The sequence below is a fragment of the Dactylosporangium vinaceum genome, assembly GCF_019904175.1.
GTDB lineage: Bacteria > Actinomycetota > Actinomycetes > Mycobacteriales > Micromonosporaceae > Dactylosporangium > Dactylosporangium vinaceum.
This window is the reverse complement of the sequence record NZ_CP061913.1, coordinates 8393767-8417769: the sequence shown is the minus strand read 5'-3', so window position 1 is coordinate 8417769 and position 24003 is coordinate 8393767. Positions and strand designations below refer to the sequence as shown.

Here is a 24003-nt window from a genome sequence, read left to right as displayed (position 1 = left end):
GTGCGGACAGAAGACATCCCAGCCGCGGTGCTCGCCATCCTCGGCCCCCTGCTGCCGCCGGGCGCGGCCCCCGACCTCGACACCAGCCTCGCCGACCGCGGGCTGGAGTCCCTGGCCGCCACGCGCCTGTGGTTCCAGCTCCGCACGGCGTTCGGCGTCGACATCCCGGTCCAGTGGCTGGGCCGGTGCGCCACTGTCGCCGACCTGGTGGCCCGCGTGCAGGAGGAGGCCCGGCCGGAGCCGGTGGCCGGCCCGGCCACCAGCACCGAGGCCACCGGCACCGCGGCCGCCGGCGAGCGGCACGAGCCGTTCCCGCTCAGCGACCTGCAGCAGGCGTACCTCATCAGCAAGGACCCGCTGCTCGGCGACGACCCGATCGGCTGCCACGTCTACCGCGAGTTCGAGGTCGACGACCTCGACGTGCCCCGCCTGCGGGCGGCCTGGCAGCGGGTCGTCGACCGGCACGACATGCTCCGCGCCGTCCTCACCGACGACGGCCGGCAGCGCGTGCAGGAGCGGGCGAGCGCACCCGAGATCGCCGTGCAGCACGGCGCCGACGTCGGGGCGACCCGCGACCGGCTGTCCCACCACCGCTACGAGCCGGGTGTATGGCCGATGCACACACTGGCCGTGACCCGGCCCCCGACCGGTCCGTCGACCGTCCACGTGAGCATCGACGCCATCCTGACCGACGGGCACGGCCTGGCCCTGATGCTCGATGACCTGTGGGCCTGCTACGCCGACAGCGCATACCGCCCGGCCGCACCGGCGGTGACCGTGCGCGAGTGCGTGCTGTCCCTCGCCGCGCAGCGCCGCGGCCCCGAACACCGCCGGCACCTGGACTACTGGGCCGAGCGCCTCGCCGGCCTGCCCGGCGGCCCCGACCTGGTCCGGCCGGCCGGCCCGGAGCCGCACGGGAACCGCCGGACCGCGCTGACCGGCAAGCTGGACCGGGCCCAGTGGACGGTCCTCAACGACCTCGCCCGCCGCTGGGAGGTGTCGCCGACCGCCGTCGTGCTGACCCTGTTCGCCGAGGCGTTCGGCTGGCACCGGGCCGGCCGCCCCTTCTCGGTCGTCCTCACCACCAACGACCGCACCCGCCTGCCGGGCGACGCCGAGACCGTCGCCGGGCCCTTCACCTCCAGCCTCGTGCTGCCCCTCGGCGACACCCTCGACCGGCCGCTGCCGCAGGCGGTCGCGGCCGTCCACGCCCAGCTGTGGGAGGCGCTCGGCCACGCCGCCGTCTCCGGCGTGGCGGCGCTGCGCGCGGTCCGCGGCCGGGACCGCACCGCCCCCACTGTCGAGCTGCCGGTCGTGTTCACCAGCCTGCTCGGCACCGCCCAGCCTGCCCGCGCCGCCACCTACGCGCTGAGCCAGACCACCGGCGTCGCACTCGACCACCAGATGTGGGAGGAGGGCGGCGAGCTGCACCTGCGCTGGGACGTCGCGACCGGCCGGTTCGCCCCGGGCACCCTCGAGCGGCTGTTCGCCACGTTCGTCAACGCGCTGGCCGACCTGAGCCTCACCGAGCCGGAGCTCCGCGGGCTCAACGAGCTGCAGCAGGCCTATTTCGTGCCGCGCAGCCTCGGCGAGGCCGCACCCTGGGACGGCTGCCAGGTGAGCCACTCCTTCGAGGTCGACGACCTCGACCCGGCGCGGCTCGAGTCGGCGTGGCTGCGGCTGGTGCGGGCCCACGACGCGCTGCGCACCGTCGTCACCCACGACGGGGTCCTCGCCGTCGGCGCCGACACCCCGAGCCGCCGGCACATCCCCGTCATCGACCTCACCGCACTGCCGGACCCCGGCGCGTTCCTGGCCGAGCTGCGGGACCGGACGACGGGGCAGGCCATGCCGCTCGGGCGGGGTCCGCAGTCCGAGGTGTTCGTGACCACCGACGGGTCCGCGACCGCGATCGTCCACCTCGTCACCGACCTCACCGTGCTCGACGGCCGCAGCATCCATTTCCTCGTCCGTGAGCTGCTGCGCCTCTACGCCGATCCGTCGGCCGAATCCGTGCCGGCCGCGCCGCACGCGCAGTATCGAAGCGGTCGCGGCAACGACCCGGCGGCGATCGAGCACTGGCGGGCCCGGGTGGCGGCCCTTGCCGGCGGGCCCGCGCTGGCGAAGCCCGCGACGCCCGTCGCGCGGCTGCCGCACGAGCGTCTGGAAGGCCGGCTGACCGGCTGGCGGGCCATCCGGGCCCGGATCGAGAGGGCCGGCCTGCACCCCGACGACATCCTCGCCGCGGCGTTCACCGAGGCCCTGGCCGGCTCCTACCCGGCGCCGTTCAGCGTGCCGGTGGTGCGGTGGACCGACGACACGGCCCGGTACCGGCCGGGGGAGTACACCGCGCTGAGCTGGGTCACGCGCACCGACGCGACACTGCCGCTGTGGGAGCAGGCCGCCAGGTTCCGCGCCGTGCTCGACGAGGACACCCACGCCGATGCGGTCAACGGCCTGACGGAGCTGCGCCGGCGCGTCATGCGGGAGCGCCGCGGCGGCCACTTCGACCTCCCCGTGGTCTACACCGGGATTCTGGACCTGTCCGAGCAGCCGCTGCCGCCGGGGGTCCGGCTCGGCCCGTGGCTGACCTGCACCCCGGACGTCTCGCTGGACTGCATCGCCATCGACGACGGCGACGAACTGCGCTTCTACTGGGACACGGTCCCGGCCCACTTCCCGCCGGGGCAGCTGACCGAGATGTTCGAGCGGTACCGCCGGCTGCTGGCCGCCACCGCTGACGATTCGGCCGTCAGGCGCCATCGGATCCTCTACGAGTGGAACGACACCGACCGGCCGTTCCCGGCCGAGATCCCGGCGCACCGGCTGTTCGAGCGGCAGGCGCACCGGACCCCGGACGCGATCGCCCTGCGCTGGGCCGGCGGCACCATGACCTACCGGGAGCTCAACGCCCGCGCCAACCGGATCGCCCACGGCTTGCGTGCCCGCGGCGTCGGGCCGGAGGTCGCGGTGGGCATCAGCGTGCCCCGCGGTCCGGCCATGGTCGCCGCGGTCTTCGGCGTGCTCAAGGCCGGCGGGTTCTACGTGCCCCTGGAGCCGTCGCTGCCCGCCGCCCGCGCCGCGACCATCCTCGACGACGCCGCGATCGGCCTCGTGCTCGTCGGCGCCGACCGGCAGGGATGGCCGGTGCCGGCGGGCGTCGCCGCGGTACACCTCGAGACCCTTGATGCATCCGAAGACGACCCGGAGCCCGTCGGCGGGGTGGACGACACCGCCTATGTGATCTTCACGTCCGGGAGCACCGGCAAGCCCAAGGGCGTGGCGGTGGCGCACCGGCCGCTGCTCAACCTGCTCGACTGGTGCGAGCGCACCCACGGGTTCGGGCCTGCGGACGTCGGGCTGTGCGTGACCTCGCTCGGCTTCGACCTGTCCGTCTTCGACATCCTCGGCCTGCTCAGCTACGGCGCGTCGCTGTACATCGCCGACGAGCGCGAGCAACGCGATCCCGACGTGCTCCTCGACGTGCTGCTGCGGGAGCCGGTGACGTTCTGGAACTCCGCGCCCACCACGCTCAACCAGCTCGCTCCGCTGTTCGCCGGGCGGCGCGACGCGGCCGGCACGGACACGCTGCGGCTGGTGTACCTCAGCGGCGACTACACCCCGCTGACGCTGCCCGACGAGGTGCGGGCGCTGTTCGGCGGCGCCCGCATCGTCAGCCTGGGCGGCGCGACCGAGGCGACGGTCTGGTCCAACTGGTTCGACGTCGGCACGATCGACCCCGCCTGGCGCAGCATCCCCTACGGCCGGCCGATCGCCAACGCCCGCTACTACGTCCTCGACGAGGCGATGGAGCCCTGCCCGGTCGGCGTCGAGGGCGACCTGTTCGTCGGCGGGGAGTGCCTGGCCCTCGGCTACTACCGCCAGCCGGAGCTCACCGGCGAGCGGTTCATCGCCGACCCTTTCGACGTGCGTCCCGGGGGCCGGCTGTACCGCACCGGCGACCGCGCCAGCTTCTTCCCCGACGGCAACATCTGCTTCCTCGGCCGCGCCGACGGGCAGGTGAAGATCCGCGGGTTCCGGGTTGAGCTCGGCGAGATCGAACACCGGCTGCGCGCCCACACCGAGGTCAAGGACGCCGTCGTGCTGGCCCGCGCGGACCGGACCGGCGACCGCAAGCTCGTCGCCTACGTCGTGCCCGCGACCGCGACCCCGCCGACGGTGGCGGCCCTGCGCCGGCACGCCGCGGACGGGCTGCCCGACTACATGGTGCCGAACGTCGTGGCCTTCGTCGACACGTTCCCGGCGACGTCGAACGGCAAACTCGACCGCGACGGGCTGCCCTGGCCGGTCGAGCCCGGCAGCCGCCACGTCTTCTCGACCGCCGGCGGTGCCGGCACCACGCCCGTCGCCGCGCAGCTGCCGGTGGACGCGGTGGCGGCGGGGGACCTGACGGCCGAGCTGTGCGAGATCTTCGCCGAGCTGCTGGGCATCGGCACCCTCGATCCCGACGAGGACATCTGGAACCAGGGCGCGACGTCGTTCACGATGGTGCAGGTCTCCGGTGCGCTGCGGGCCCGGCACGGCCGGAAGGTGCCGGTGTCGGCGCTGCTGGCCGACCCGACCGTGCGCGGCATCGCCCTCGCCCTGACCGGCGCCCCGGCCGAGCCCCCTACCGAGCGCCTGACCGAGCCCTCGACCGAGCGCCTGACCGAGCCCTCGACTGAGCCTTCGGCCGGCCCGGAGCCGATCGCCGCCGAGCCTGCCGCCGGGTTTGCGCCGGTCGCCGCTCAGCCCGCAGAGCCGCCGGCGGCACCGCCGCGGCCCGGGCCCGTGGACTTCTTCTCCGCGGCGGATCGGGATGCGTTCAAGCGGGCCCGCTGGGACCTGCGCACGCCCGACCCGGCCGGCGTCTGCGTGTCCCTGGAGCCCGCCGACGTTGCCGGCGAGCACTACGACTGGCGGGCCAGCCGCCGGGAGTTCGGCGCCCGGGCCGTCGAGCGCCGGGAGCTGTCCCGGCTGCTGGGCCTGCTGCGGGAGGTCGAGACGGACGGGCGGCGGCGCCGGCTGTACCCCTCGGCCGGCGACACCTACGGCGTCCAGGCCTATGTGCACGTGCGGCCGGGCGGGGTCGCGGGTGTGCCCGAGGGGCTCTACTACTACCACCCCGTGGCGCACGACCTGCAGCTGATCACCGCGCGGCCGGAGCTCGACCGCAGCGTCCACTTCGTCTACAACCGGCCCGTGTTCGACGAGGCGGGCTTCGAGCTGTACCTGTTCGGGCGGCTCGACGCGGTCGAACCGCTCTACGGCGCCGACAGCGAGCGGTTCCTGCTGCTGGAGGCCGGGTATCTCGGCCAGCTCCTGCTGCTGGGCCAGACCGCCTGCGGTGTCGGCCTGTGCCCGATCGGGAACGTCGCCCTGGACGCCGTCCGGGCCGGGTTCGGCCTGGACGAACGGTACGTGTACCTGCAGGCGTTCCTCGGCGGGTCCGGCACCGGGGTGGCGGCGGTCGCGGCCACCGGCGAGCGGCCCCTCTTCGCTCCCGCCGAACCGCCGCTTGGCGCCGCCGTCGACGTGCCGCAGCGGCCGACCGCCGAGGTGGCCATCGTGGGGCTTGCGGGGCGGTTCCCGGGGGCGGACAGTCCCGAGGAGCTCTGGAGCAACCTCAGCCGCGGGACCCGGTCGCTGACTGCCGTGCCCGCCCACCGGTACGGTCAGGTCGTCGCCGGTGGTGCCGACGCCGGTGCAATAGGCGGGTACCTGTCCGATGTGGACGGCTTCGACAGCCTGCTGTTCCACGTGTCGCCGGTGGAGGCCGCCGGTCTCGACCCCCAGCTGCGCCTGCTGCTGCACACCGTCTGGGAGTGCCTGGAGCGCGCCGGGCACACCCCCGGCAGCCTCGGCTCGACAGGCGTGTTCCTGGGTGCGATGTGGCAGGACCACCAGCAGGTCGGCGCCGACCGGGCCGGGGCCGGGGAGGCCGCCACGGTCTCGGCCACCGCGTCCGACGCCGCCAACCGGGTCTCGCACTTCTTCGGCTTCACCGGCCCCAGCATCGCAGTCGACGCGTCCTGCTCCTCCTCCCTGGCGGCCCTGCACCTCGCGGCCGAGAGCCTGCGGCGGGGCGAGTGCGAGTCGGCGGTCGTGGCGGCGGTGAACCTGCTCACCCACCCGTACCACGGGCAGCTCCTGCGTGATCTCGGCCTGCTCGCCGAGGGACTGCCGGACGGCGCGTTCGACGCCACCGAGGCCGGCTGGTCGCCCGGCGAGGGCGTCGCCGCGGTCCTGCTGCGCGCCCGGGCCGACGCCGGCGACGACGTGCTCGGGATCGTCGAGACCACCCGGATCGGGCACTTCGGCGGGGCCGGCCGGTTCGGCACGCCGCAGGCCGAGCCGCTGCGCCGCTCCCTGCGCGACGTGCTTGCCGCGGCGGCGATCGACGTCGAGGACATCGGCTACGTCGAGTGCGCCGGCGCCGGGGCGACCCTCGCCGACGCCGCCGAGATCGAGGCCCTGTCGGACGTCTTCGCCGCCCGCCGTACACCCGTCCCGATCGGCACGGTCAAGCCGAACATCGGTCACCTCGAGGCGGCCGCCGGGCTGTCGCAGCTGGCGAAGGTCCTGCTGCAGCTGCGCGCGGCGCAGATTGCGCCGACGATCCTGTCGAGCCGCCCGAGCCGGCTGATCTCGTGGTCCGGCGCGGGTGTCGAACCGGCCGGCCGTCTCACGCCCTGGCCGGAGACCGGGCCGCCCCGCCGCGCGCTCATCAATGCCGTCGGCGCCACAGGCTCCTACGGGCACGTGGTCATCCGGGCCGCGCAGCGCCCGTCCGAGCCGTCGCGTGTCGCGGCCCCGCAGGTGGTACCGCTGTCCGCGCAGACCGACGCCCAGCTCGCCGACCTCGCCGGGCGGCTGCACCGGCACCTGCTCGCCCGGCCGGCCGACCTCACCGACATCGCCTACACGCTCCAGGTCGGCCGCCTGCCCCTCGGGAAGCGGGCGGTCGTGCGGGCCGGGACGACAGCGGAGCTGACGGCCGCGCTCGGCTTCCTCGCCCGGGGCGGCCGGCCACCCGCCGTCACGACCGGCACCGCGCGGCCCGGCGGCAGCGCGTCGACGGCGCCGGACCCCTACGCGGCGGCCACGGACTGGCTGGCGGGCCGGCCGGTGGACTGGGCGGCGTACTGGCCGGCCGGGCGGGCCCGCCGGATTGCGCTGCCGACCTACCCGTTCGCCACCGATACCTATCGGCTCGGGGCGGTGCCGGCACCGGCGCCGGACCGGCGACGGCCGGGCGCACCGGGACCGGCGGAGGACTACGTGCTGCGCGTGTACGCCGAGATCTCCGGGATCGCGGTGGAGCGCCTCGACACGCATGTCGCGCTGGAGGACTACGGGCTGTCGTCGTATCTGATCGCGCAGCTCAACGCGCGGTTCGCCGAGGACCTGGGCGACGTGTCGAAGACGCTGTTCTTCACCCATCGCGACCTGGCCGGCGTCGCCGCCGAGATCGCGCCGCTGGTGACCGGCGAGACTCCGGTGTCACGGACGACCACGGTGGTACCGCGCAGCGAGCCTGACGACGACCGGATCGCGGTCATCGGGATCGCCGGGCGCTACCCGCAGGCCGACGACCTCGACGAGTTCTGGAGCAACCTGCTGAGCGAGCGGGACGTGATCGGGCCGGTGCCCGCGGACCGGCGGCACGTCGACGGGCCGCGGGAGCTGATGGTCGGCGGGTTCCTCGCCGACGTCGCCGCGTTCGACCCGCTGTTCTTCGGCATCACCCCGCGCGACGCAGCCCTGATGGACCCGCAGGAGCGGCTGTTCCTGCAGGTGGCATGGCACACCCTCGAAAGCGCCGGCTACCCCAGGACCCGGCTGCGCGAGCGGCACCACGGCCGGGTCGGCGTGTTCGTCGGCTCGATGTACAACGAGTATCCGTTCTTCGGCCTCGCCTCCGGCGGTGACGGGCCCGCGGCCGGGTCGGCGATCGCCGGCATCGCGAACCGGGTGTCGTACTTCCTGGACCTCAACGGGCCGAGCATGACCGTCGACACCATGTGCTCCTCCTCGCTGACCGCCATCCATGTCGCGGTGGCCAGCCTGCAGCGCGGCGAGTGCGAGGTCGCGCTGGCCGGCGGGGTGAACCTCTCGCTGCACACCAACAAGTTCGTGCAGCTGCGGGACATGAGGATGGCGTCGAGCGACCACCGCTGCCGCAGCTTCGGCGCCGGTGGCGACGGGTTCGTGCCCGGCGAAGGGGTCGGCGCCGTGCTGCTGAAGCCCCTGTCCCGGGCGCGGGCCGACGGCGACCGGGTCCTGGCCGTGGTGCTGGGCAGCGCCGTGAACCACGACGGCAAGACCAACGGCTACACGGTCCCCAGCCCGGTGGCGCAGGGCAGCGTGGTGCTCCAGGCGATGCGTGACGCCGGTGTCAGTGCCGACGGCATCGGATACCTGGAGGCGCACGGCACCGGCACCTCGCTCGGCGACCCGATCGAGATCGACGGGCTGGGCCGGGCGTTCGCCGAGGCCGGGCTCGCTGCGGGCAGCTGCGCCATCGGCTCGGTGAAGTCGCACATCGGGCACCTGGAGGCGGCGGCGGGCATCGCCGGGCTCACCAAGGTGGTGCTGCAGTTCCGCCACGGCATGCTGGCCCCGTCACGGCACGCCGAGCAGCTCAACCCCAACGTGGACTGGAGCCGCAGCCCGCTGCGCGTGCAGCGGGAGGCGGCGGCGTGGCCGGCCGGAGTGCCGCGGCGGGCGGGCATCAGCTCCTTCGGCGCCGGCGGCGCCAACGCGCACCTCATCGTCGAGGCGGGCGACGCCACACCCGCCACACCGGCCGGGCCGCCGGTCGCGGCGGGACCGCAGCCGGTGCTGCTGTCGGCGCGGACCGCGGATCAGCTCCGGCAGCTGGCGGGGCGGCTCGCGGTCCACGTCGAGGGCCTGACGGATCCGTCGGCGTTGGCCGACATCGCCTACACGTCGCGGGTGGGGCGGGAGGCGTTGCCGGAGCGCCTGGCGGTCCTGGCGACGAGCGTCGCGCACCTGAGTCAGGTCCTGGCGGCGTTCGCGGCCGGGCGGGTCCACCGGGACGTCATCACGCGGGGCGGCAACGGATCGGGGCCGGCCCAGCAGTGGGTGGACGGCGCCGCCGTGGACTGGACGCCGGCCGGCGGAGGGCGCATCGTCGACCTGCCGCACTACCCCTTCGCCCGGATGCACTGCTGGATCGGTGAGTCAGCGGTGGACACTCCCGCGGTGCCGCTGCTGGCTCGTGACTGGCGGCCGATCGACGCTCCGGCGCCGGTCCGGGCCGCGAGTCGCGACGCCGCCGGGACGATCCTCTGCCTGCACCGCGACTCGCAGCACGACCTCGTCGAGGCCGTCGCCGCCGAGCTGCGGCCCGCGCGGGTGGTCCGGCTCGTCGAAGGCCGGGACCTCACGTCCCCGCAGACCGCGCGCACGGCCGTGCGGCGGCTGTTGGAGCGTGAGCCGGCGGTCACGGGCCTGCTGGACCTCTGCGCGCTCTCGGATGATGCCGGTGCAGAGCGGGACGGTGGGCCGTGGCTGGCTCGGCTGGCGGTGCTGCAGGAGCTTGTGGCGGCCCGGCCCAAGGGCGGCCTGCGGGTGCTGCAGACGACCAGTGGGCTGTTTGATTCGCCCGGTGCGGCGCCCGACCTGACCGGTGCGCGGCTGGCCGGGTTCGTCCGGAGCCTGGGGGCCGAACACCCGTGGGTCAACGCCACCGTCGTCGACCTCGACCGGCCCGCCGCGGCCGACATCGTCACCGCCTGGCGCTCCGCCGAGCCGTGGGGAGAGGCCTGCCTGCGGGGCGGGAAGTGGTACCGGCCGTGCCTGGTCCCGGTCGCAGAGCCCGCCGGCCCGGCGTGGCGGCCCGATCCCGATCGGGTCTATGTCGTCACGGGCGGCACCCGTGGGCTCGGCGCACTCGTCGCGAACCAGCTCGTGCGCTGGGGCGCCCGCCGGCTCGCGGTCCTGGGCGTCCGGTCCCTGCCGCCGCGCCACGATTGGTCACGGCCCGACCTGCACGGGCCGGCCGTCGCCACCGTGCGGCACATCCAGGAGCTGGAGCGGCTCGGCGCCCAGGTGATGGTGTACTGCGGGCCCCTCGATCGGCGCGCCGAACTCGGCGGGTTCCTCGACGAGGTGCGCACCGGCCTCGGCGCGATCGCCGGCGTCATCCACTGCGCGGGGCAGGGCAGCCAGGGGCCGGCGCCGTTCGCCCGTCTGGACCTCGACGGCGTCCGCGCCACCCTCGCACCGAAGGGCGACGGCCTGGACACGCTGGTCGACCTGACGAGCGGCGACCGGCTCGACCGGTTCGTGCTGTTCTCCTCGGTGAGCTCGGCGGCCGGCCGGCTCGCGGCCGGCGTGACCGACTACGCGGCCGCGAACGCCTACCTCGACTACACGGCCGCCGCCCGGGTCCGTAGCGGCCAGCCGTGGTTCCGCGCGGTGAACTGGCCCGTGTGGCGGGAGACCGGCGGCGGTACCGCCCGGCCGGACGCCGCCACGGTCGTCGGCCTCGACGCACTGAGCGACGCGGACGGTCTCGCGGTCCTCGAGCGGATCCTGACCATGCCCGCGGCCGCGGTGACGCTGCCGTGCCCGGCGGCGGCGGGCGGGTTCGACGCCGAGGCGGTCCTGCGGGTCAACCGCACCGTCCCGGACGAGATCCGGCCGGCCGACGCTGCGGGCACAGTCGACCTCGGTCGTGCGGCGTCGCCAGGGCAACCGCCTGCGACGCATGTCGACACCCTTCCGGTCGCGCGACCCGCGCCGTGGCTGGCCGGGATCTTCGCCACAAGCCTTGCCATCCCGGCCGGGCAGCTGGATCACGACGCGACGTTCAGCGACCTCGGCGTCGAGTCCGTGCTGCTGGGGGAGCTGCTGGTCAAGATCGAGGCGGGTCTCGGGCAGCCGCTGGAGCCCAGCCTGCTGCTCGAGCACCCGACGCTCAACCGGCTGGCCGCCCATCTGGGCGCGACGGTTGCCGGCGCACCCGTCGCCGGGCCGGCCGGATCGACCCCGCCGGCTGCGCCCGCGACCGCCGCCGCTGACCGTGTCGACGGGCGGATCGCGGTGATCGGGATGGCGTGCCGCCTGCCGGGAGCGCCGGACCTGGAGTCGTTCTGGCGGCTGCTGCGACAGGGTGGCAGCGCCGTCACCGAGGTGCCGGCGAGCCGGTGGGACGTGGCCGAGCTGTACCGGCGCGAGCGCGCCACCGGCCGCAGCGTCAGCAAGTGGGGCGGCTTCGTCGACGGCGTCGAGGACTTCGACCCGGGATACTTCGGCATGACCGACGACGAGGCGAAGAACCTCGACCCGGCCATCCGCATGACCCTCGAGGCGACCGCGGCGTGCCTCAGCGACGCCGGGTACACCGACGACGAGCTCCGCGGCCGCGACGTCGGCATCTTCATGGGGGCCAGGATGTCGGGGTACCGCCGCCGGATCGGGACCGCCGACGCGGCCTCCGGGCTCGGCGGTGACCAGAACTTCATCGCGGCCCGGGTCGCGCACCAGTACGACCTGCGCGGGCCCGCGCTCGTGGTCGACAGCGCCTGCTCCTCGGCGCTTGTCAGCGTGCACCTGGCGATCGGCAGCCTGCTGGCCGGCGAGACCCCGGTCGCCCTGGCCGGCGGTGTCGAGGTGCTCCTGGACGAGGAGCCGTACCTCGAGTTCAGCCACGCCCGGGCCCTGTCACCCGACGGCCGGTGTGCCACGTTCGCCCGTGACGCCAACGGCTTCGTGCCCGGCGAGGGCTGCGGCGTGCTGCTGCTGAAGCCACTCGCGGCGGCGGTGCGCGACGGCGACCGGGTGCACGCGGTGATCGAGGCCGTCGCGGTCGGCAACGACGGCCGCACGATGGGCCTGACCACGCCCAACCCGGTGGCGCAGGGCCAGGTCGTGCGGGCCGCGCTGGCCCGGGCCGGCCGGCGCGCCGCCGAGATCGGCATGGTGGAGGCGCACGGCACCGCGACGATGATCGGTGACCCGATCGAGCTGCGGGCGCTCACCGACGTGTACCGCGAGGACACCGACCGGGCCGGGTACTGCGCCATCGGCAGCGTCAAGTCCAACGTGGGGCACCTGCTCAGTGCGGCCGGGGTGGCGGGGCTGCTGAAGCTGCTGCTGGCGATCGAGCACGCGGAGATCCCGGCGACCCTGCACTGCGCGGACCCCAACCCGCGGTTCGACTTCGCGGCGTCGCCGTTCTTCCCGGTGACCGAGCCGCGTGCGTGGCCGGCGGGTGACCGCGTGGGTGCGGTGAGCGCCTTCGGGCTGGGCGGCACCAACGCGCACCTCATCGCCGCGGCCGCCCCGGCGTCGTCGCCGGCTCGCGCGCCGCTGCCCGCCCCGGTCTTCCACCGCCGCCGGCTGTGGTGGGACCGCCCGGCCTCGTCGGCGGCTCCGGAGCCCGAGCCCCTGACCACGCCGAAGCAGCACGGCAACGGCGGCAGCCGGAGCCGGCCGCGACCGCTCGTCGCGTCGGTGCTCGACCTCACCTTTCGACCCGTCACACGGGAGGCAGTGTCATGACCACAGTCCTGGACGTCGAGCTCGTCGCCGGCCGCCCGGCCGTCGTGACGGCGGATGCGGCAGCGGAGCCGGCGGCCTGGCTCGCCGAGCACCGGGCGGCTGTCGATGCCGTCGTGGACCGGCACGGCGCCGCGCTCGTCCGCGGGCTCCGCATCACCGACCCGCTCGGCGCCGAGGCGGCGATCCGCGCCCTGAGCACCGAGCTGATGACCGAGCGGGAGGCGTTCGCACCCCGGGAGCGCTACGCCCCCGGGGTCTACTCCTCGACGAGCTGGCCGCCGGACCAGCCGATGTGCATGCACCACGAGCTGACCTACGCCGCGCAGTACCCGGCCCGGCAGCTGTTCTGCTGCCTGGCCGCCCCCGAGCGGGGCGGCGCAACGGCCCTGGCCGACGGCGCCGCGGTGCTGCGGGACCTGCCCGCCGAGCTCGTCGACCGGTTCGACCGGCACGGCTGGCGGCTGCTGCGCGCGCACAACGACATCCTGAGCATGCCGTGGCCGGTGGCGTTCGGCACCGAGGACCGCGCCGCCGTGGAGGCCTACCTGCGCGACGGTGACGTCGAGTGGCGGTGGGACGCCGACGGCGGGCTGCGGACCAGCCGGCTGCGGCCCGCGGTGACCACGCACCCGATAAGCGGCGAGCGGGTCTGGTTCAACCAGGTCGCGTTCCTCAACGAGTGGACGATGGACCCCGCGGTCCGGGAGTACCTCATGCTGGAGTTCGGCCGCGACGGCCTGCCGTTCAACACGCTCTGCGGCGACGGCGAGCCCCTCGACCGCGAGACCGTGGACCTCATCAACGAGGTCTACACGGCGCACACGGTGCGAACCCCCTGGCGGGCCGGCGACGTGCTCGTCGTCGACAACATCCGGATGGCGCACAGCCGTGAGGCGTTCGAGGGGCCGCGGCAGATCGTCGTCGGGCTGGACCGGCCGACCCGTCAGTCGAAGCTGAGCGACCGGTAGAGCGACACGTCGCCGCCGAGGGCGGCACATGCCCGTACCGCCGCCGCGGTCTTCGCCTGATAGGCCGGGTCGGCGGTGTCCAGCAGGAGCCCCAGCATGGTGCCGCTGTGCGCGGCGACGACGCCGAGTGCCCCGACCTCTGCGCAGATGTCCAGGACGGCCGGCAGGGTCCGCTTGGGCCACAGGGCCTGGTTCATCACCGCGCTGCGGGTCGCGACCGCGCCCACCCCGGCCAGGTCCCGGGACGCCACGGCGACGGCCATCCGGTCGAGCAGCCGGGCGTACTCGGCGCGGTCCGCGGCGGAGAACGGCTTGGCGATGCGGTTGAACGCCACCGTGTCGACGGTGCCGCCCTCGTCGAGGCCGATGATCGTCATCGCGGGCAGCGAGCCCAGCAGCGACCGCAGCCGGACGTTGCGGTGGTCGAACGCGACGACCGCCGGGTAGAGGACCCCGTCGGTGGGTTCGATGTCGCGCAGGAGCCGCTCGATGCGGTGCGGCGTCATGTCCAGCTGCAGGGCGTTGGCCATGGCCCGCGCCGTCGCCACCAGGTCGGCGGACGAGCTGGCCATGCCCTTGCCCTCGGGCAGGTTGCTGTCGATGGTGAGGACGCCGCCGGACGCGGCGCCGGCCTGGGCGAGGATCGTCTCGGCCAGACGCAGCGCCTTGCGCTTGTGGGCCGGGCGGACCTCGACGTCGGCGACGCCGGGGTCGAGCTGGAAGGTGGCCATCGTCCACCGGGCGACCGGCAGCGTGACGAGGAAGTGGCCGTCAGGCCCCGGCAGGACGCCCTGCAGCAGCTCCCCGAAGGTGCCGAAGCAGGTGCTGACGCCGGTCGCGCCCCGGTACAGCGACTGTACCGGGGCGGGCAGGATCGAGCTGGACATCGCGGCCGCGCTCAGGCCGCGTGACCGGCGGAGACGCCGAGACCGGTGGCCGCGACCAGCACGGCGACGTCGGCGGGCCGGCTGCGGATGAAGTAGTGGCCGCCCTCCGGCAGGGTGTGCAGCGACACCGTCTCGGCGAGCCGCTGCCAGTCGTCGTAGCGCTCCTGGAACCCGGTGGTGGTCGGGTCGTCGGCGGCCACGAACACCTCGACCGGCGTGCGCAGGCGCGGAGCCGCCGGCGCGGTCTGGGCCTCGATCAGGTACTGGTTGGTCGAGCAGACGTCGTGGCGGTAGGCGCGCCCGACGAGCTCGGCGCGCTCGGACTTGAGCAGGTCGAGCTCGATGTAGGCGCTGTCCTGGTGCAGCCGGGCGGTGAGGTCGGGGTTGCTCAGCGCCGACAGCTCGGCGATCTCGGCCCGCAGCGCCCCCGGCTCGTCCAGCAGCAGCGCGCCCAGGTAGACCCGGGCCGGTGGGCGCTCGGCCCGCTCCAGCCTCCGGGCGACGGCGAGCGCGTAGGCGGCGCCGGCGCAGTGGCCCCACAGCAGCACCGGGCCGGTGACCCGGGACCCGAGCTCGTCGACGACCCGGCGGGCCACGTCCTCCACCCCGGCGAGGGGTTCGTCGGCCCGGGCGACGTCGTGCCCCGGCAGCTCGACGGCCGCGACCGCGATGCCGGAGCCGGCCAGTTCGCGGGCCAGTATCTGGAAGTTGACCGCGTTGCCACCGGCGTACGGGAAGCAGACGAGGGTCGCCGCAGCGGTACCGCTCGGGGTGCACAGCGGTTGCAGCAGGCCGGACATGGACGGTCCGGCCGGGGTGTCGGCCCCGTCGATGGCGGCGGCGAGGTCACGCAGGACCGGGTGGGCGACCAGCTGGCGCAGCGAGATGAGCCGGTCGAGCTTGACCACCAGCCGCACCGCGGCGAGCGACGTGCCACCCAGCCGGAAGAAGTCGTCGCCGCGGCCGATCCGCCCGACGAGGACGTTGAGGACCTCGGCCCAGGCGGTCGCGAGGCGCCGCTCGGTGTCGGTGGCCGGCGGCACGTAGGCGGCGCCGTCCTTCGCGTAGGTGCCGGCGAGCCCGACGAGGAGCTTCTTGTTCGTCTTGCCGTTCTCGGTGAGCGGGAGCGCGTCGAGGCGGTGGAAGTACGCCGGGACCATGTACTCGGGCAGCGCCGCGGCGAGGAAGTCCCGCAGGTCGGCGGGCTGCAGCGCGTCCGGGCCGGTGAAGAAGGCGACAAGGTTCTTGGTCTGGTCGGACTGCCCGTCGATGACGACGGCGGCCTCGCGCACGCCGGGCATCTGCAGCAGCCGGTTCTCGATCTCGCCGATCTCGATGCGGAAGCCGCGGATCTTCACCTGCTCGTCGCGGCGGCCGAGGAACTCGATCGTGCCCTCGGGCAGCCAGCGGCCGAAGTCGCCGGTGCGGTACAGCCGGGTGCCGGGACGGTAGGCGTCGGTGGTGAAGGCCTGGCGGGTGCGTTCGGGGTCGTTGACGTACCCACGCCCGACGCACACCCCGGAGAACGCGATCTCGCCGGGCGCGCCCAGCGGGACCAGGCGCTGCTGCTCGTCGAGGATGTAGGTGTTGACGTTGCGCAGGCTCCGCCCGACCGACACGATGGCGAGGTCGCGGTCGGGCACCCGGTCGAGCACCGCGTGCATGGTGTCGTCGGAGACCTCGGTGGCACCGTAGGCGTTGACGAGCGCGATGCCCGGGTACAGCGCGAACCACCGCTGCACGAGGCCGAGCTTGAGCGCCTCCCCGGTCACCGACACCGACCGCAGGTCGCCGAGCGCCCGGCGGTCGCGCTCGAGGTGGGAGAGCATGACGTCGAGGTACGCCGGGACGATCTGGATCACCTGGACGCCACCGGCGGCCAGCAGGTCGATGAACCGGGTGACGTCGAGCTGGGCGTCGGTGTCGACGATGTGGGTCCCGCCGCCGACCAGCAGCGGCGCCATGAGCTGCCACAGCGAGATGTCGAAGCACTGGGAGGCGGTCTGGGTGACGACGTCCCCGGCGCCCAGGGCCATGTCGTCCACCTTCATGAAGAGGTGGTTGAGCATGCCGGCGTGCTCGCACATCGCGCCCTTCGGCTCGCCCGTGGAGCCGGAGGTGAAGTAGATGTACGCCGGCTGCTCGGGCCGGATCGGCACGCCCGGATTGCCGCGGCGGTCATCGCCGTAGGTCTCCTGGGCCACGACGATGCTGCAGTCGCGGTCGGCGGTGGCCGCGTGCAGGACGGCGTCGCTGCCCGGCTCGGTGACGGCGAACCGGCAGTCGCTGCGGCGCAGCTGGGTGGCGATCCGGCCGGCCGGGAAGTCCGGCCGCACCGGCAGGTAGACGCCGCCGGCCTTGAACACGGCGAGGGCGGCGGCGAGCCAGTCGAGGTTGCGCTCCATGACGACCGCGACCACGTCCTCGTCGCGCAGGCCGCGCTCGAGCAGGGCGTGGGCGATGTGGTTGGCCTTGTCGTCGAGGTCGCGGTAGGTCCACCGCGTGTCGTTGTGGGTCGCCGCGATCGCCTCGGGCCGCCGCTGCGCGTGGGCCTCGAACAGCTCGACGAACAGCTCGGCGGGCAGCGGCCGGTCCGGCCCGTTGAGCTGCGGGCCGAGCTGGAAGGCCGACTCCTCGTCGGACAGCAGGCTCTGCGCGGTGTGGTCGGCGTCGAGGTCCTCGGCCAGCAGGCGCAGTGCGGCGAGGTGGTAGCCGGCCACCCTGGCCGCGAAGTCCTCGGTGAGGCAGTCGCGCCGATACGCCACGAAGAGCGTGTATGCCTCGCCGTCCGGCACGTACGCCAACGACAGCACGGTGGCGGGGTCCGGGCCGTCGTCGGCGAGCGGGGCGCCGCCGAGCGCGCGGAGGTCCAGCTCCACCTCGGTCTCGGCGTCACCATCGGCCGTCTCGATCGCGGCGACGATCCCGCGCCAGGCGCCGTTGGGCAGCGTGGCCGTGTAGTACCGGGTCGCATCGGTGCGGTAGCGCGTGACCAGGCTCCGCTCGGCGGTCAGCTCCCGGAGGACCTTCAGGTGCGCGGCCAGCAGGAGCCGGCCGACGTCGAGGCCCTCGGCCGCGGCCCGGTCCCGCACCGCGCCGGCGAGCTGCGCCGGCACGGTCTCCTCGTGCCAGGCGAGGCCCGCGCCCGGCTCGGCACCTGCGACGGTCCACCGTGGAATCCTGGTCATGGCTCTCTCCCGAATGTTCAGCGCGTGACGACATGAAGTTCGGCCGCGGCGCGTCGGGCGCGGTCGGCGGTGGTGCTGGGGTCTTCACCGGCCGCGATGGCATAGCCGAAGCGGTCGCGGAAGGAATGGGTGATCGCGAGGTCGGCGCCGACCGGCACGGTGAACTCGGCCGCGGTCACCGACGGGGTCGCGCGCGCCGCGTCGAGGCCCGTGCGGTCGGCCACGACGCCGGGGGTGTCCGCGACGGCAAAGCGGATCGAGGCGTGGGCCAGCGGCCGTGGCCGGACGTCGACGGCCCGGCCCGCGGCGCGGCCGACGACGGCGTCGACGAGGTCGACGCCGAGGGCGAGCCGCAGCAGCGCGGGGATCATGCCACCGGCCAGGCGCGGGTTCACTTCGATGACGACCGGGCCGCCGGCGGACAGGCGCAGCTCGGTGTGGGCGGCGCCCCAGCCGAGGCCGAGCGCCCGGATCGCGGCCAGGGCGGTGTCGCCCAGGGCCGTGGCGACGCCGGGCGGGACGGTGGCGGGCACGTCGTGACCGTGCTCGACGAAGTGCGGCTCGGGGCCCAGGTGCTTGGCCACCACGGCGACCACGCGGTCGTCGAAGGTCTCGACGGAGAACTCCGGGCCGGTGACGTACTGCTCGACGAGCACGAGCCGGGGCACGGCCTGGGCGCGCTCGTTGACCGGCGCGTCGAGCAGAGCCGTGGCGTGGCGCTCCACCGCGGCCCGGTCCGGGCAGAGCTGTACCCCGACCGAGCCGGAACCCATGCTCGGCTTGACGACGACCGGGTAGCCGAGGCCGGCGGCGACGGCCTGCGCCGGTTCGCGGGCGAGCCGGAAGCCGGCGACGGGCACGCCCGCACCGGCCAGGACGATCCGCTGCTGGTCCTTGTGCCGGCAGCGGGCGACAGCGGGCGCGTCCGGGGACGGCAGCCCGAGCTTCGTGGCCACCTCGGCGGCCGTGGCGATGAAGTACTCGGAGCTGGACGTCACCCCGGCGACGTCACCCAGGCGGTGGCAGGCCTGCAGGACGGCCGCGGCGTCGGCGGTGTCGAGCACCCGCCGGTCGTAGCCGTCCTCGTCGAGGTACGGATACCGCGACGGATCGCTCGCCAGCACGATCGGGCGCAGGCCACGGGCCCTGGCCGCGGCGCAGAACTGCCGCCCGGTGCCTGTCGTGTTGCTCTCCACGAGCACGAGCCACGGGGTGCTCATCGCCGCCCGGCCCGTTCGACGATGCCACTGACCGCGGCGGTCAGCTCCCGCCCGGCGGTGCGTTGCCGGTCCCGGGCCGTGGCGTGCCACCGGGCGTGCTCGGCGAGATCCTCGTAGGCGGCGGTGAAGCCTCCGCCGAAGTCGCCCGGCCCGCCGCCGTACCGCTGGTCCGCGACGAGGGCGGCCATGGAGTGGTCGGTGCCGGCGAGCCCGGCCGGGAGATCCTGCTCGGACAGCCGGGTGGCGCCGCGTCCGGTGGCCCGGCGCACGGCGTCGCCGACCAGGTGGTGCGCGGCGCGGAACGGCACGCCGTCCGCGACGAGCCGGTTCGCCAGGGCGGTGGCGCCGACGAAGCCGTGCTCGGCACCGGCCAGCATGCGCGGCGGGACCGGCCGGGCGCCCAGGACGAGCGACTGGGCGAGCTCGGCGCAGTCCAGGGCGGCCCGCAGGCCGGGCCAGGTCGCGGCGACGGCCTCGGTGCCGACCTCGATCGAGTTGGTGAAGGGTGTGCCGCGGGTGATCGCGGCCGCGGCGGTATACGCGCCGACCACGACACCGGCTTTGGCCTTGAGGTGCTCCAGCAGGAACGCGTTGCGTTTCTGGGGCATGGCCGAGCTGCCGCCGACGAGCCGATCCGGGAACACGACGAACCCGAACTCGGCGGTACTCCACAGTTGCAGGTCGGCGGCGAGCCGGCTGACGGTGAGGGCGGCGCCGGCGGCCGCGGCGAGGGCCCGCAGCGGGACGTCGCGGCTCGCCACGGCGTCGAGGGCGTGCCGGGCCGGCTCGTCGAAGCCGAGGAGGGCGGCGACCCGGGCCGGGTCGATCGGCAGCGCCGAACCGGCGGCGGCGCCGGAGCCCATCGGGCAGCGGCGCAGCTCGTCGGCGGCCCGCCGGACGGCGCGGATGTCGCGGCCGATCGCCAGGGCCAGCCCGGTGAGGTAGTAGCCGTAGGTGACCGGCAGCGCGGCCTGGAAGTGGGTGTGGACCGGCATGACCACGTCGCGGTGGGCGCGGGCCCGGCCCAGCAGCACGGACTGCAGCCGGATCAGCTCGGCGAGGAGCGCGTGCAGCTCGGTGCGCGCCTGCATGGCGGTGATCGTCGCCTTCAGGTCGTTACGGGACCGGCCGGTGTGCAGCCGCCCGCCGACGTCGATGCCCAGGACCGCGATCAGGTGCTCCTCGTAGGCCAGGTACAGCCCGCGCGGGGTGTCCAGCTCGAGGAGGGGCCCGAAGCCGTCGGCTCGCAAGCGGTCGATGTGGCGCAGCAGCGCGGCCGCCTCGTCGGCGGCGATCAGCTTCCGTTCGGCCAGCATGACCAGGTGGGCGCGGTCGATCAGGGTGATCGCGCGCAGCTCCTCGGCGACCTGCTCGGGGGTGGGACAGCCGTAGACGATCCGCCGGGTCCGCGGCCCCACGGTCGCGGCGATCCGGCCCGTCGACGCCGTCACGGCGCCGGCTCCAGGTCCGCCGCCCGCACCGGCGGCGCCTGCCCGACGGCGTCGAGGTAGGAACGGCGGCGCCAGTCGAACCAGCTCCACCCGGTGCCGGGCTCGGTCGGCCGCGACACCTGCACCGGCGTCCGCGCGACCGGCTGCCCGGTGTAGTGGTTGGCGGCCAGCCACTCGTCGTCGTACACCGTCTCCTGGTACCGGTAACCCTCGTCCGGCAGCATCACGACGCACCGCGCGTCGGGGTGCCGCTGCGCCCACCACTTCGCCACGCCGTAGGCCGCGCCGCTGGTGGGGCCCTGGAACAGCGCGTGGGTGCGGTGCAGGTCCCGGGTCGCCGCATACGCCTCGGCCGCGCTCGACCAGTGGACCTCGTCGAAGACCGTGTGGTCCAGGTTCGGCGGCATGAGGCTGTTGCCGAGCCCGCGCAACGCCCGCGGACCGTCGGTGGGGCCGAACAGCATGCTGCTGTGCGTGTCGACGGCGACCGCCCGCACGTCGTCCCGGGCCGATCGCAGCGCCCGGACGGTGCCGCACATCGAGCCGCCGGAGCCGACCGGCCCGATGACGCAGTCGACGGTGCCGAGGGTGCGCTCCAGATGCTCGGCCACGATCGCGTAGGAGGCCGGGTTGTCCGGGTTGCTGTACTGCTCGGGGCAGAAACTGTTGGGGAACTCCGCCCGCAGCTGCGCGAGCCGCTGCAGCCGCGCCTCCTGGTAGCCGCCGACGGCCAGGGGCCGGTCGCAGATCTCGACCCGGGTCCCGAGGTCGGTGAGCCGGCGGTGCAGGTTGGCGTCGATCACCGGGTCGCTGACGGCGATGAAGCGCCGGCGCATCAGCGCTGACTGCATCGCCAGGGCCAGCCCGAAGGTGCCCGACGTGGTCTCCACGATCACGGTGTCGGGATCGATGGCCCCGCGGTCGTGCGCCTTGAGCAGGATGTGCCGGGCCGGGACGAGCTTCATCAGTACGAACACCGCGCCGTACAGGTTCTCGCCGAGCCGCACGATCCGGGGCAGCAGGTGCGCCTGGGTGATTTCGGCGAATGCGCTGACCGTCATTCTCAACTCCCGGAAGTCGCCGCACGGAATCGTCGTGACGCCATCACTCTGACCGCCCCGGATCCGGTCGTCTGCTCAGTTCTGCGCAGGTCCACGCGGCCTCGCCGAGCCCTTGGAAGTGCTCAAGAATGAACAGACCATGGCCCGCGACGGTGGCTAGCGTTCGGTGCAACGTGGGGCCGGGCACCCGGTCCCAGCCGACGCGGCAACGAAACCGCACAGGAGTGATGCCATGGAAACCGACTTCGCTGTCGCCTCGGTGGGGACCACCGAGGCGGCGGTTCTGGAGATCGTCCGTGAGGTCCTGGCCCGGCCGGGGCTCGGCCTCGACGACGACGTCTTCGACAACGGAGCCACCTCGCTGTCGTTCGTGCTCGTGCTCGCCCGGATCAACCGGGACCTGCACGTGACGGTGTCCGCGGCGGCGCTCGCCGGGGTGGCCACCCCCCGCAACATCGCCGTCTGTGCCGGCCTGGCGCCGGCCGACAGCAAGGGAGCATGACATGACGCAGGACATCGGCACGCGCCAGTTCGCGCTGACGCCCGAGGAGCTGGACCAGTTCCAGAAGAACGGATTCTACGGGCCGTTCAAGGTCTACGAGGTCGACGAGATGCGCCAGATCTGGCGCCGCGAGCGGCTCGCCCTGATGGACCGCAGCAACGCCATCTATCAGGAGGAGGCGGCGCAGTCGGGCAACACCAACATCTCCAACTACGACCGGCACATGGACTCGGACTTCCTGGCCGACCACATCTGCCGCCCCGAGATCGTCGAGAAGGTCTCCAGCGTGCTGGGCCCGGACGTGCTGTGCTGGCGCACCGAGTTCTTCCCGAAGTACCCCGGCGACGAGGGCACCGACTGGCACCAGGCCGACACGTTCGCCAACGCATCCGGCAGCCCGCAGATCGTCTGGGCCGGCGACGAGCACGTCCACTTCGGCGGGACCCTGACCGTGTGGGCCGCCTTCACCGAGGCGAACCTCGACACCGGCTGCCTGCAGTTCATGCCGGGCACCCACCAGTCGATGATGTACGACGAGACGAAGAAGATGCACTACGACCCCAACCGCATCAACCGCGAGGCGAAGAACGGGGTCCAGCGCGGCTTCTTCGGCTACGACTACCGCGAGCTGCAGATCGACGAGGACTTCGAGCCCGACGAGTCCCTCGCCGTGCCGATGGTCATGCGCCCCGGCGAGGCCATCATGTTCTGGTCGACGCTGATGCACGCGTCGCTGCCGCACAACGGCACCACCGACGAGATGCGCCTCGGCTTCGCGACCCGCTACGTGCCGACCTCGGTGCACGTCTACCCCGACACCGAAGAGATCGTCGAGTACGGCGGCAAGGTCAGCCTCGACCGGTTCGGCTCGGTCGTCGTGTCCGGCGTCAACGAGTACCCGTACAACCGCATCGCGACCCAGACCACCACGGGTCACCCGTTCACCACTCGGTGAGCCGTCCGAACGTCGCTCAGAGGTGCCGCGCGTGAGACCGCTCCGCGCGGCATCGGGACTGCCAAGGAGGCAGTGATGACCGCAGTTGACATCCGCCCGGCCGGCGCTGCTTCAGCCGCCGCGGCCGTTTCGGCGGTGGCCTCGCTCCGGCCGCTCGCCGAGGCGGGCTACCCCCTTCGCACGTCCCTGGCCGGGCCGAGCGTCGAGGCGCTGCGGACCATCGCCGCCTCGCTGGGCCTGGACCTGTCCCTCGCCGGTCAGGCCGGCCGCTTCGACCCCATCGTCGACGCCGTCCTGCGGCCGTACGCCCACGCCACCGAGCTGGCCGGCGCCGGTGCCGCGGTGGACGGCTTCCTCGCGTCCAGGACCGAGGTGCGGACCACTGACGGCGTGACGCTGCGGACCTATGCCGCGGGCGACCCCGGCCGGCCCGCGATCATCCTGGCCTCCGCGTGCGGCATGCCGGCCCAGCTCTGCGAGCCGTGGATGCGGCACCTCGCCGGGACCCACTATGTGATCACCTGGGAGACCAGGGGTCTGTTCGACCCGCGGTGCTCCGACGCCGGCTTCGACACGCTGGCCTGCGACCTGTCGGCCCAGGCCGACGACCTCCTCGCGGTCATGGACCACTACGGCCTGCCCGACGCCCACCTGATGGGCCTGTGCGGCGGCGCGGTCATCGCGCTGCAGGCGGCCGAGCGGGCACCGCGGCGGGTCTCGTCGCTCAGCCTGTGGCACGGCGACTTCTCCGGCACACCCGGCCCGACCACCACCCACCAGGACAATCTCAAGGCCCTCATGGCGATGGCCGCGACGAGCCGCGACGACGCCGCCGCCATCAACGGCGCGCTCGCGCAGACGGCCCTCGCCGCGGTACCGGCCGACGTCGCGCACCTGGTGGTCTACCCGTACGTGACCGCGGAGCTGTTCTACCGCTACTGCCTGGTGACCGGCGCGACGATGACCACCGACATCACGGCGCTGATCCCCGGCGTCCGCCAGCCGGTCCTGGTGATCACCAGCGACGACGACCACACGGCCCACCCGGGCGGCTCCCACCGGATCGCGGACGCACTGCCCGCCGCGACCCTGCGGGTCGAGCCGCACGGCGACCACATCTCAGTCTTCGGAGCGGGCCCGCGCCTGCGCCAGATCCTGGCCGACTTCCTGGCTGACTCCCGGGCCGACATCGCGCCCGGGACCGGCTCGGCGGCGTAGGCCCCCAGCCCCGCAAGGA

Annotated in this window: 10 protein-coding genes; 5 read left to right on the top strand and 5 right to left on the bottom strand. The window is 74.2% G+C overall.

Translation table 11 applies throughout. From position 1 onward, the window contains the following. Nucleotides 1–12534 (top strand): non-ribosomal peptide synthetase, encoded by a 12534-nt coding sequence (locus tag Dvina_RS37690; protein WP_246655583.1) that lies wholly within the window; start codon nucleotides 1–3, stop codon nucleotides 12532–12534. Continuing rightward, entirely contained in the window at nucleotides 12531–13502 is a 972-nt protein-coding gene (locus Dvina_RS37685) for a TauD/TfdA family dioxygenase (protein ID WP_223094336.1), read from the top strand. The genes Dvina_RS37690 and Dvina_RS37685 overlap by 4 nt, the downstream gene beginning before the upstream one ends. On the opposite strand, the gene Dvina_RS37680 is transcribed toward Dvina_RS37685, so the two are convergent. The 5 genes from Dvina_RS37680 to Dvina_RS37660 are packed head-to-tail and all read right to left on the bottom strand — an operon-like array spanning nucleotide 13478 to nucleotide 21309. Beyond that, entirely contained in the window at nucleotides 13478–14389 is a 912-nt protein-coding gene (locus Dvina_RS37680; RefSeq protein WP_223094334.1) for a GHMP family kinase ATP-binding protein, read from the bottom strand. The genes Dvina_RS37685 and Dvina_RS37680 overlap by 25 nt on opposite strands. Nucleotides 14390–14400: 11 nt before the next feature. Further along, entirely contained in the window at nucleotides 14401–17577 is a 3177-nt protein-coding gene (locus tag Dvina_RS37675; protein WP_223094332.1) for a non-ribosomal peptide synthetase, read from the bottom strand. Nucleotides 17578–17594: 17 nt separating this feature from the next. Continuing rightward, nucleotides 17595–18797 carry an ATP-grasp domain-containing protein gene (locus Dvina_RS37670; protein WP_223094330.1) on the bottom strand — a complete coding sequence of 401 codons (1203 nt, stop codon included), beginning with the start codon at nucleotides 18795–18797 and terminating at the stop codon, nucleotides 17595–17597. Further along, the gene (locus tag Dvina_RS37665; protein ID WP_223094328.1) at nucleotides 18794–20248 is read right to left on the bottom strand and encodes an argininosuccinate lyase; all 1455 of its coding nucleotides are present in this window, start codon (nucleotides 20246–20248) and stop codon (nucleotides 18794–18796) included. The genes Dvina_RS37670 and Dvina_RS37665 overlap by 4 nt, the downstream gene beginning before the upstream one ends. Further along, on the bottom strand, nucleotides 20245–21309 hold the full coding sequence (locus Dvina_RS37660; RefSeq protein WP_223094326.1) for a PLP-dependent cysteine synthase family protein: 1065 nt from the start codon (nucleotides 21307–21309) through the stop codon (nucleotides 20245–20247). The genes Dvina_RS37665 and Dvina_RS37660 overlap by 4 nt, the downstream gene beginning before the upstream one ends. A gap of 232 nt (nucleotides 21310–21541) precedes the next feature. On the opposite strand from Dvina_RS37660, the gene Dvina_RS37655 reads away from it, so the two are divergent. The 3 genes from Dvina_RS37655 (at nucleotide 21542) to Dvina_RS37645 (ending at nucleotide 23984) form a co-directional block, all read left to right on the top strand. After that, nucleotides 21542–21811 (top strand): acyl carrier protein, encoded by a 270-nt coding sequence (locus Dvina_RS37655; RefSeq protein WP_223094324.1) that lies wholly within the window; start codon nucleotides 21542–21544, stop codon nucleotides 21809–21811. A gap of 1 nt (nucleotide 21812) precedes the next feature. Further along, nucleotides 21813–22766: a chlorinating enzyme gene (locus tag Dvina_RS37650; protein WP_223094322.1), complete on the top strand. Its 954-nt coding sequence runs from the start codon at nucleotides 21813–21815 to the stop codon at nucleotides 22764–22766. 75 nt (nucleotides 22767–22841) lie between these two features. Further along, nucleotides 22842–23984, top strand: coding sequence for an alpha/beta fold hydrolase (locus tag Dvina_RS37645; protein WP_223094320.1), 1143 nt, complete (start codon nucleotides 22842–22844; stop codon nucleotides 23982–23984). Nucleotides 23985–24003: the final 19 nt, after the last annotated feature.